The organism is Bacillus cereus group sp. MYBK14-1 (assembly GCF_051916885.1).
GTDB classification, from domain to species: domain Bacteria; phylum Bacillota; class Bacilli; order Bacillales; family Bacillaceae_G; genus Bacillus_A; species Bacillus_A cereus.
The window spans coordinates 83,261-94,492 of sequence record NZ_JBQAHM010000013.1; the positions used below are offsets into that span (position 1 = coordinate 83,261).

Genomic DNA, 11,232 nt, shown 5'->3' on the forward strand with positions numbered 1-11,232 from the left:
TATGAAATTTTGTTAAAAATTCTATATATTTAGACAAATGATTCTTCACTTTTTTACTAATTTTTTATTTTTATGTAGTTTTATCTATTGAAAATAAGTATAAAACCTCTGCGCGGGGTAGCACTATATGCCCATCAAGCTTAACAAAACAGGTTGCCCCCAAAACGATAAATATGAACTTCTTTGCGATAAAAAACACAAAATTTTCGTTAAAGGAGAAGCTCAAAATCTTAATTTGATGGGCTGAATCCCGTATTCCTCCTTTTCGAGGTGGGCAAAAACATCCGTATCAAAAATCTATAAAAAAAGAGAAGCTAAAAGAATACAATCTTATCTTTAACACAAGGAGAAAAAAGCAGAATCTGTTTGATTAAAAATATGTTTTAGACTATTGAACAGTAGTTGTAGACTGACAATATGTTTTCTGTACCCGAAGGATAATGTGTTAGACGAGATGACTGGGATAAACGCATAAGAAAACCACCTGTGAGAGCGGTCAATTTTTTAGTAATTAAGTTCATGTTTCCATCGAAAAAATGCACCTTAACGAGGAGCATTAAGATATGTATTTTTCACTTTAATGCTTTTATTATGTTATCTACAAATATTTTATCGATTTCATGTCCATGGTTTATTTGTTCTGGGTCCATAAGTAATGCTTTTGATCTATCTTTGTCAATCCACAAATGATACGTCTGGGTAGTTCCGTTTAAATAATGAACATTGATTTTAAAATTTGGTTCTTTTATGTTAGATGGATTTGTTGGGGTATCGAAGTGAGTGAATTTGATAGCATTCAAGAAGTCTCCAATCTCTAAATCCTTAACAAATATGTATTTTTTATCACCCTCAACTTCAATAAATTCAACAGGTTTATTTTTTATGGAGTGTGATCCCTCACCATCCTTCGCTGTATATTGAAGTATAATACCATCTTCTGACTGGGTGCAATCTCTTAGCATATATGCAAGACCATGTGTTTCTTGAGGAGTAACGAACTTATTACATATATCCTTTCTATTGTCGTTTTTGTACTTGTGAATAAAAGTAAATTTCTCATTCTGATAAGTTACAGTGTCTACACTCGGTACTTTGGCCTCCTCGTCAATTAAATAATTTTTAATGTGTATCTCGTCATTTTTCTTATCTTTTACATTTTGAGAAAATGTTTCAAATCGTTCTAGATTTCTAGATTTTTCTTTAGGTATGTGTATTACAATCTCATTTTTACTCGCTTCAGAAGATGCTTCTTCATTACCACATGCAGTTAAAGAAGCGAGCGATAAGCATATTGCTCCAACAATTAATGTTTTCTTCAAATTGAGCTCCTCCTTTCAATATATTGTAAATTTAATTATATCAATGATTAACTATTTTCCCCTAAAAAATTTATCGATACGAATCTTTTCCGTATCCCATCATCATTAAGTTAAAGCAAAGATGTATCCATAAACGTGTAATTTTTTTAGCGTCTTTTGAGAAATCAGATGATGAGAATTCACTGGCTTGCTTTTCATTATAAAGATAAAATTTAAATTTCTTAGGTTCGTTTATTTTTTGTAACTCTTCATATAAATTAAATGCAATATTAATTTCCTGTTTACTAGCGTTGCTGTCTTCTTTTATATGAGTTAGTTTAAACGCTTTCTCTATTAAATCTGTTCTTAATTTTAAAATCGTAATCATATCACTTTTCAAATCAAAATATTTAATTAAGGTTTTACACTTTCTCAATATTACAGTATTAGATTTCTTATATAATAAAATTATTCTCTTTATTTATTTTATGTATCTGTTCCCTTTGAACCCTACTATTATAGGGTTCCTTTTTTTATAATCATATATTTATTAATTAAGTTATCAATTTCCTGACTTAAATAGAGGACTTTCGTATGACTAAAGCCATGTTTATTTACCAATTCTACTAATTCTAATTTTTTATTTTCTATTAAATCCTTTAACTTCGCTACTAACATAAACTTGTTTTTTTCACACTCCCTCTGAGCAAAATAAAAAGAGCTGCTCCCAGCTCTTATATACTAAAATCTTTATTATTGCAGTGTAAAATTTTCCATATTCTATTATAAATGAATATATATAACGCTAACAACAATAATTTCTAGTGTATAAATAAAAAGCAGCAATATTTAATTACTGCTACTCTTTTTAAATTCATTATTTATAAAAAAGTATTCTTCCGGTCCATCAGCCTCACCATATCAAACTTCCAGCCTTATAATATGTGCTGCTACTTCCTTTAAAACCACATTCATAAATAATATGATAGGTGCCACGTTATGTTCTGGATCTCTGTAGTTCTTGAGATTGGCTATAAATGACCATTCATTATCTTTTAAATTTGTATAATAATCATTCTCTTCTTCCCAGGTTCCTATGTGCCACCTCATATATAAAAAATCATCTTCTGCAAATGCTTCATTTATCTGTTTCTTTGTAAATGGAATATATTTACTATGATTAACTTTTATATATTCTTTAACAAATGGAAACTTTAAAGCAGCTTCTTCCCAGCTTCCTGTATTTATTAATTCCACCAATCCTTTATATCCATCTTTTATAATTACTTTATCTCGAAAGGCTGTATACATTTCAAAAGAAATTTACTTCACCCTCTTAAATTCATTATGAATTTAATTAACATATATACTTAACTACACAATAGAAGGTTTTAGAAATCTTATTACGTTTCCCTTTTCATTAAATTCACTCTCATTGTTACAATTCTTTGAGGTAAGATCCACTATATAACTCTCTGAAATTTTAAAAGTTCTTTCCTCATTAAACATTGTCAAAGGGACTGATACTCCAACATTATTATCTAAATGACTTAGTACCATTACAGGGATAGTTTCTCCTTTTAACAAATCAACATATGAGGTCTTAACTTTATAATAATGTCCTTCTAAAAAATGCATTTTTCCGTTTATTAAATCCACTGCAACGCCATTATTACAATACGCTAAGCTTTGATTTGAAAAATGAATATCGTCCGATACTTTAATAAATTTCATTGTTTTATTATCAAATATATAGTAACCATCTCTTACTACAAAAAGATTATGTGGATTGATAAACTCTAGCAGATAATGCGTAATTTCAAAGCTAGTATCTCCCTCAATCATTTCTCTGTATTCTACATAAAGTTTTTCTAACTTTTTAAATGTACTTAGTTTGATCCCGTGATTTGGTCTTGATGCAAGTGTTAAGTCATCTAATACCCATTTACCCACATATGTTGACGTTGGAATCATTTACAATTTACCCCCTTCAAAATTCTATATATGAACATATAAACTATTTAAATTTAATAAATTGGGCTCTACTTAAAGTATAGACAGAATCTATTTAATAACTAAGATAATCCTCTAACTTTTTCATATTTAATTCTTTTGAACTACCCTCACTTTCCCTTCGTTTAAAAGAGGGGGATTCCTAAGTAAAGAGTTCTATTGAACTCTAATTTATTAGGCTATCTCGACATTGAAGTGAACCCCGAAAGTTAGACAAGTCGTTTCATTAGGCAGCCTCTAGGGTATGAGCCCGGTATTGTACCTGGCTCATACCCTTTAATTTCCTCTTAATTCTTTTATGATTATAGTAGTCTATATACTTTGCTAATTCTTGTTTGAAATGTGTTATACTTTCAAATTCTTTTCGATACAGAAATTCCGATTTTATGATACCGAAAAAATTTTCAATAACGGCATTGTCATAACAGTTTCCTTTGCGAGACATACTTTGTGTTATGCCACATTGCTTAAGAGAATGACGGTATTGTTTCATTTGATAGTGCCACCCTTGATCAGAATGAATGAGGAGTTTGTCTTGATCTGTTATACGTTCAAAGGCTTGGTCTAACATTGTTGAAACAAGTGAATAGGTCGGTCTTGAACCAATTGTATACGTGATAATTTCACCCTTAAATAAATCTAACATTGGTGCTAGCTATAACTTCTCCCCAAATAAATTAAACTCCGTAATATCTGTAATCCACTTTTCATTTGGTTTATCGGCTTGGAAGTTGCGATTTAAAATATTCGGCACAAATTTCCCAACTGTCCCTTTGTAAGAGCGATATTTTTTTATACGAACAAGACATTTTAACCCTAATTCTTTCATAAGGCGATACACTTTTTTATGATTTATTTTGTGTCCACGATTCATCAGTTCATCACGAATACGCTGATACCCATAACACCCACCATATTCATCATAAATAGCTTGAATCAGTTCTTTTACCTCCGCATTTGAATCAAGACGATTGAACCGTTTGATTCAGTAATAGTACGTACTACGTGGAATGTTTGCCAGTTGAAGTAACTCTTTGACAGGAAATTCATGCCCTAACTCATAGATTACTTGGGCTTTGTCTTGTTTTGTGATTGTTTCTTGTTTTGAACTAAGGCATTCAACTTTTTTAAATATGCATTTTCCATACGTAAACGCTCATTTTCCGCTTGTACTGCTTCTATTGAATCCTCTACTACTGGTTTTATTTTTTATCTTTCATGGTAGGACGCCCCTTTTTCTTTAAATGTAGGGCATCCAATCCACCTGTTTCATAAGCTATTTTCCATTTCCGAAGTGTTTCATAAGACGGAATATTGAAAAGTGCCACTGTTTCTCTGATAGATATTCCGTGTTCATTCATATAATTAAGTACGTCTAGTTTATACTTGGTAGAGTAGGGTGTATAGCATTTTTCAAAAGCATTTTCACCTGAAGATTCATATCGTCTAATCCACTCACGAAGTAAGCTAGGAGTAACTTCTATAGATTTAGCAATTGTTTTTCCACTTTCTGTACCATCTAAATATCGTTTCACTACTTGGATTTTCTCTGTTGAAGAAAATTTAATCATAAAAAATGCACCTCCAATTGTTAGACTGTGTCTAATAATTGGGGTGCACTTCAAACTGGACGGTTTTAGTTTTCACTTTACATATACATATAATTCATTTACAGTTACATAGAATATTTTGCTTTTTTGTTGAATTCTTAAAATGTTAGTCTAACTTATATCCGAATTTATACATTTCTACGACATACGTTTATGATTTTATGAATCTAAATCTATTTGGAAAATTATAAATCTACCTCCAGTAAGCGTAACAAACACTCTATCATTTTTAACTTTAAATATAGATTTATCAGGAGCATAGTTATTTATTTTTGTTTGCGCTTTAATTGAAATATTATTTGTATCGTCCACATGAACCAATAAAATGTCACCAGATGAACTAATTACTAATGCATGCTGTTCTTCAAGAGCTACTACTTTATCCCACTTATACTTCTTATTTGGTTTATCGGATAGTACTGTTCCAGAGTCATCAATCTTTTTACCATCTTTATCAAAAAGAATGATATTTGAACCTTCTCCTACAGCCAACATTTTTCCATCAGTAAGTTGGTCAATAGATTGGATACCATGTTTAGGGAATCCCCAATCTCCTGATTCAATAACTTTACCATCGTTAGTTGACATGACTTGATAGTTCCCTTTATCCCCTACCATTAAAAGTTTTCCATTCGTAAACTCAACTGTATCGTTAATATTCCAGTTATTTTGCCACTTGCCTGTTCTAGCCACTTTCACTTTCGAAGTTGTATCTAGAAGTGTATAATATCCATCATTATGCACTAACAAAATTTTTCCATTCAATAATTTTTTAACAAATCTTGGAGTACGTGGATCTGATAATTTCCCTTTCTCTACATCTTTTCCATTTGTTCCTACAACTTTCCATTTCCCTTGCATACCAGCAATGAAAATTCTATTATTATCTATTTTCACCATACCTTTGGTAGGAAAACTAGGACTAACTTTTCCTATTGTATTTGGTTCTGTTTGACCATTTTCAGTACTAAGAAAAGCATAATCATTGGAACTTACAGCATAAATTTTGTTGTCATTAATCAGTACTGCGTTTTGAATAGTGCTACTATTGGCATCCCACTTATTAGTTACTACGCCATACACGCCCGCTGCACTTGCACTTGTAGGGACAACAAATAAAGCGCTTACAAGTAAAGAAGAAGCTAGTTTTTTAATGTTAATCATTTTTCCCACTCCTATCAAATATTAGTTACTACCCATATGGTACCATATTTTACCTTCTATAAATATGAATATATACATATTTATAAATTTAAATAAAACCCTGATAATATGTAATATTTTAAAAATAAAAAAAGCAGGCCGGGACACGCTGCATGATACCAGACCACTTACTAGCAGTTTGGCCTGTAGCTGTAATTTTGACAGAATTGTAACCTTCATGATGCCTAGTACTCTCAGGAACCATTGTAATCCCTGAACCGGTTCCTACAATGCTCCTTTTTGCAATAGTAATGTTACCATTCATTTGCTATTTATCTTGTGATTTCCACTTTCCGATTTGCGAAGGCTTAAGGTTTAACTCAGCTGCAATATTAATAAGTGGTTTCTCATCTTTACTTGCTTTGTATATTTCAAATGCTTTATCCCTGTCTGGGCTACGTTGTCGTGCCACGACCACCACCTCACGATAATCTCTATTAGTATTTTATTTAAACTTTTAAAAACTCATCAATTGCTTTATCCAGTACTCTAATAAGAGCCCCTCGAGACTGTTTTGATATCAAATCATCATTCATCTCATTATGTAATACAGCCTTTTCTAATTTCTGTGGATCGATGTGCTGCTTTACTAATTCCAAATCGATAACATTGTTGATTAAATGACCAACAACAACTGTTTATTCTTGTTTATTTAGTTTCATTTGTCCAATTCCTCCCTATAAAAATCCCTAATTTAGTCTTGGAATTCTATGAATCTCGATGTATTATGTTTTTGTATTTTCTCAGTACCTAAGCCGAGAAAACATCATCACTTCTGAAAGGACCCGAACTCCAACGGGTTCTTTTAATTTACTTGAACTCATTTTCGAATTATTGTATTATATTTTCGGGTCTTGCTCCATAAATCATTATCAGGAGAATCTGCAGGTTTGCAGGTTCTTTTTTTATAAAATAAAAAAGCAGCTGTTAAGCTACTTAAAGTTTGTCTTATCACCAAATAAAATGATATATATATTCTCCCGTTATCCTTTCATCAGCTCCTGCAACTCTAGCAAATCTCACTATGTCCGCCCCCTGAATGAAATACATTGTTAGCGTGACTGGCACCTGAGACCACATAAAACGATAAAGCTCATTCACTCTTTGCCTAGTCGTAACAATTAAATCATTTGCAGGCCCATTAATCCATGCAGTTGTTCTAACTGAAGTAAACGGAAGATTTATCCCATTAACAACTATTCTTGCCATACTTTGAGTTATATCCACATCGTTCCCCTCATTCCAAGAATCAAATCTGTTTCTCATATTTACATAATTATTCTTAGTTATAAGAAATGTTTAAAGTAAATTCTGTATAAAATAAAAAGCAGCGGATTTGCTACTTTTATTTATTCCAATCTTTAAAATCAGAGTATTTATTATACTCTTTCTTAATAACATCTTCATGCCAATCATCTTCCGCATCTGGTCTTGATGTTTTGTTATTGTATTCATTTACATCGCCATTTTTGTTAAACTATTCCTCATTTCTGTAAACATAACGGTAAATAAATTGTCTAGCTTCTTTTAATGAATTAAATTCTCCAAAGTAAATTTTTTGTTTTATTCCTACCGCATAACCATGTACAAAGTAAGTTGTCCCGCTTTCTCCATGCGTTTCAAAAAACGGCCTTTTCGACTCATCAATCTTTCTCATTTTAACATCCCCTTTCAATCCGCCTTAAATTTATTATACAAAATAAAAATAGCTACTTTTAAAAAGTTTCATCCTTTTTTCAATGAGAAGAATCTTATTTTAATAAATCCACATCAAATTTGATGTATGCATGGGAAATAAAATAATATTCATAATTATTCCTATAGGAAGTTGTATGTTCGGTAAATCGTTGATAACACTGTGTTTCTCGGCTATTAAAAATTATCAAATATACATATTTTTATATATTTGCTTAAAACTACCATTTTCAGCACCTAATCACCTTTATTCCCTGCATAAACATCACATTGTTAACTATCTGTATTTTTATTTGAATAGTACCCTATCGCTACTTTATATATGAACAACACTTTAGGGAGGTTTTACTATGAAAATAGAAATTCAATTCAAACTCAAAATCAGTATCCATTGCAGTACATTAGTAGAATTACTTTTACTAATCGTACAGGCTTGCCTGGGGCAATAGTCTCAGGTATTTTTTCGTTCGTTGTGTTCGTTTGTTTTGTAAAACAGGGCAAATCTATCAATTCTATTAAATCCATCAATTCAACTATTACATATTATCATTCGATTCATATACTATAGTAGATTGCTAGAGAGGAGGTGTAAGCATGGACAGTTGTGTTTTGTTCGTTAATGGACAACCTTTTTTAGTGGTCTCAGTCGCTGGAATCGAAATTGCTAGATTAGAGCTTTCTCTTCAAGTAGCATTGACTTTAATAGCGTTAGGGATTCCAATTTGCGCTTAAACCTTACGTATTTATTAAAAAGAGGGCTTTTGTCCTCTTTTTCGTTTTCCCCTTATCTTTTCCTTAACAATAGACAAGGTGCTACCCAGATCACGGCAGCGCCTACGAAAATTGCTATTGGTTTAATCATTAACAAGTATATCTGGTCCCTTCTTCAACATATACGAGAAACCCGAAATAAATACAACACTAAATATAATAATTGAAGACCACATATTAAAATGATATTCTTTACCTGCAACTAAATTATATATGTTATGGACCAAGAAATTAGCACCTATGATAATCCCACCTAAAAATGCACTAATTAATATGCTCATTAAATAAAATTTAAGTTTTTGAAACATTTTCCCTCTACCCCTTTTCTAAAATAAACTTTATTTGATTGCCTTTAGAAAATTATACCACTTAGTTTTCAGGTATTATTAAATCCATAGTTAAATTAAGGTTATTTTAAGAATAGATAGTTTTCTATTCAAATGTCCAATTTATTCAATAAAAAGAGAGCACCTGCGCCAGTAATATGTCTCGTATCTCTAATCTCTGGAAACAAACTAATTCCTTCGTGTTTTAACTTCACTTCATTTTTAAAGCGAGTTTTCAATGCGCGGTATTCCTTTAGTATTTTCACTACTTCTTTCTGAACCTGTTTTTCTGTCTCTCTATCGATAGCCGGTAATAATGTTAATTGTCTTTCCATGAAGGAATCCCCTATTTCTGAATTTGTTTTTTTTATATCACATAAGGTACGTGAAATTTTACTATTTCTTTAAGGATTATTTTGTTGAATTCTCATAAAACACTTTTTAAACTCCTCAACATTGGAAATAGCTATATAATAAAAAAGATTAAATGTTAGGAGTGCTATAAATGTCTGATATAATTAAACTCTGTATTATAATAGTCGTTGCCCTATTTTTAATATTTTCCATAATATCAGAGTTTAAAAAACCTCAAAAAAATATGTTTTGGTTCTCGATTGACGTAATGTTTCTTCTTGTAGCTTTTTTACTAATAAAGGACTATATCGCCAAACATGTAACGTAATTACATGAATAAAACTAAAAATTCCGTAAATACTATGGGCACATGGTTATCTTTCTCCGATTTTCTTACATGAGCAGTTAGCTTTTACTAGCTGCTCTTTATTTGTATAAGGTACTCAATTGACTGGAGCACATATAATATTCTGGGTTCCTTTCTTTATAAAATAGTCGTTATAAAATGAGGTTCGTCACGAGAGCACTTTACTAAGTGCTCTTTTTAAATTCCAACTTAATACAAAATGAAATTTTTATTCTAATCTTCTCTAACATCGTCCTTAATTAAAAACGACTCACATTCCTTACAGTAATATTGTTTTATGTATGGCAAGTAATACATTTCATCATTTGGATGGTCACAACCCATTTCTCATTCCCCTTTTCTAATAAAATAGCATTTTTGTTGAAAATGATGCCCTCATCTATTTGGACACATTTACCAGTATTTTTACCAAAAAATTCATGATATGGTTATTTAGTCGAGTACGTCATTACTTGACGATTACCCTTAGAAACCCCGCAGACAAACGGGGTTTCTTTTATTTAAATAACGATTTTTTCTTACTCCTCAACCAGCTAAAACTACGTTAAAATTAATCCATAATTTGTAAGGACGTATATAAAATGCTCTCACTATATACATGTGTATCTTGTGATCAACCTCTCATACAACACGATGAACATTCGTTTATTCATTACTGCATTAATCCAAATTGTGAAAAAGCAAAACTGCACTTATCTCTTTTTCTTTACAATAAGGATTTTGTATTAAATCTGCACCAAGATTAAGAAGCATACATACCATATCTTGTGCACCTTTTTTATATAAATCTTGTTCATTGAGCGCCTTTAAAAGCGCTCTTTTTGTTGAAAAACTACACAAAGAGAAAAAAACGCATACAATGTTATGTATTCTTTTTCATTGTAAGTTTGGGTGGAAGAGCGTTCTCTAGAACGCTCTTTATATTTGTTTATAAACAAATAATTTACTGGAAAATACTCACAGTTTGTATAAGCCAAGCATATATTTACTTAGACAAGACATAGTTTTTTACTGTACATGTACAATTTTTGTGCATGTTTTTTTGTTCAATACAATAACTATTTTATTAAAAATCCTTAATGAGCTACTCCTTAAAGTTTTGTAATATTAATGTCACTAAAATCAATTTTTTCGCTATAAACTCTTTACTATAATTTTCTATATACACAAACAAGGAGAGTGTTATATGAAAAAATCATTAGTTATATCTGTATTACTCGCACTATTTTCTAGTTTTGCTATTGGATGCGAAAGATCACCTACTATAAATAGAATGGGAACCGAACAATATTATGTACAGATAACAAACAACGGTGAGATAAAAGGGAACCAACGATTCTATACTTTATCTACTTATAATAAGGATGGGATAGAAAAAACAGTTACATTTGGAAGTGTAAAACCTGGAAATAAACCTCTTAAAGAAAATGCCTTCATCCGCCTTTATGTCAATCAAAAATATGACAACAATACTGAGATAAATCATAGAGAGATAAAATCCTACGAAGAAGTTCAAAAAGACGATTTACCTTCAAAAGTAAAAGAAAAATTACATATTAAATAGGTAGCTAATCAACATAAAAGATAATCTCTTA

General features: G+C 31.0%; 10 protein-coding genes and 4 pseudogenes. 2 read left to right on the forward strand and 12 right to left on the reverse strand.

Features of this window, described 5'->3' with window-relative positions; translation table 11 throughout:
* Positions 1–572: 572 nt before the first annotated feature.
* The 10 genes and pseudogenes from ACTFR3_RS25160 to ACTFR3_RS25205 form a co-directional block, all read right to left on the reverse strand.
* Positions 573–1,319, reverse strand: a complete 747-nt coding sequence (locus tag ACTFR3_RS25160) for a DUF4362 domain-containing protein (protein ID WP_098593052.1) — start codon at positions 1,317–1,319, stop codon at positions 573–575.
* Positions 1,320–1,389: 70 nt separating this feature from the next.
* On the reverse strand, positions 1,390–1,686 hold the full coding sequence (locus ACTFR3_RS25165) for a hypothetical protein (RefSeq protein WP_239502861.1): 297 nt from the start codon (positions 1,684–1,686) through the stop codon (positions 1,390–1,392).
* A 128-nt stretch (positions 1,687–1,814) separates the two neighbouring features.
* Positions 1,815–1,976: an aspartyl-phosphate phosphatase Spo0E family protein gene (locus tag ACTFR3_RS25170; protein WP_048538488.1), complete on the reverse strand. Its 162-nt coding sequence runs from the start codon at positions 1,974–1,976 to the stop codon at positions 1,815–1,817.
* A gap of 243 nt (positions 1,977–2,219) precedes the next feature.
* Positions 2,220–2,609, reverse strand: a complete 390-nt coding sequence (locus tag ACTFR3_RS25175; protein ID WP_440044931.1) for a hypothetical protein — start codon at positions 2,607–2,609, stop codon at positions 2,220–2,222.
* 63 nt (positions 2,610–2,672) lie between these two features.
* A complete protein-coding gene (locus ACTFR3_RS25180) occupies positions 2,673–3,272 on the reverse strand; it encodes a hypothetical protein (RefSeq protein WP_048538489.1) in 600 nt (199 codons plus the stop codon).
* Between the two features lie 265 nt (positions 3,273–3,537).
* Positions 3,538–4,882 (reverse strand): annotated as a pseudogene (locus ACTFR3_RS25185) (IS3 family transposase).
* A gap of 198 nt (positions 4,883–5,080) precedes the next feature.
* Positions 5,081–6,085 carry a hypothetical protein gene (locus ACTFR3_RS25190; RefSeq protein ID WP_440044932.1) on the reverse strand — a complete coding sequence of 335 codons (1,005 nt, stop codon included), beginning with the start codon at positions 6,083–6,085 and terminating at the stop codon, positions 5,081–5,083.
* A gap of 310 nt (positions 6,086–6,395) precedes the next feature.
* Positions 6,396–6,536 (reverse strand): annotated as a pseudogene (locus tag ACTFR3_RS25195) (phage terminase small subunit-related protein); the annotation flags it as partial.
* Between the two features lie 539 nt (positions 6,537–7,075).
* Entirely contained in the window at positions 7,076–7,351 is a 276-nt protein-coding gene (locus ACTFR3_RS25200; RefSeq protein ID WP_017656448.1) for a hypothetical protein, read from the reverse strand.
* Between the two features lie 118 nt (positions 7,352–7,469).
* Positions 7,470–7,781 (reverse strand): annotated as a pseudogene (locus tag ACTFR3_RS25205) (hypothetical protein).
* Positions 7,782–8,413: 632 nt separating this feature from the next.
* Here ACTFR3_RS25205 and ACTFR3_RS25210 point away from each other — a divergent pair.
* Positions 8,414–8,551, forward strand: coding sequence for a DUF3956 domain-containing protein (locus ACTFR3_RS25210; protein WP_000376551.1), 138 nt, complete (start codon positions 8,414–8,416; stop codon positions 8,549–8,551).
* Positions 8,552–8,673: 122 nt separating this feature from the next.
* On the opposite strand, the gene ACTFR3_RS25215 is transcribed toward ACTFR3_RS25210, so the two are convergent.
* Both ACTFR3_RS25215 and ACTFR3_RS25220 read right to left on the reverse strand, forming a co-directional pair.
* A complete protein-coding gene (locus ACTFR3_RS25215) occupies positions 8,674–8,898 on the reverse strand; it encodes a hypothetical protein (protein ID WP_017656451.1) in 225 nt (74 codons plus the stop codon).
* 170 nt (positions 8,899–9,068) lie between these two features.
* Positions 9,069–9,251 (reverse strand): annotated as a pseudogene (locus ACTFR3_RS25220) (hypothetical protein); the annotation flags it as partial.
* A 1,572-nt stretch (positions 9,252–10,823) separates the two neighbouring features.
* On the opposite strand from ACTFR3_RS25220, the gene ACTFR3_RS25225 reads away from it, so the two are divergent.
* Complete coding sequence (locus ACTFR3_RS25225) at positions 10,824–11,201, forward strand: YxeA family protein (protein ID WP_017656456.1); 378 nt, start codon at positions 10,824–10,826, stop codon at positions 11,199–11,201.
* Positions 11,202–11,232 lie beyond the last annotated feature (31 nt).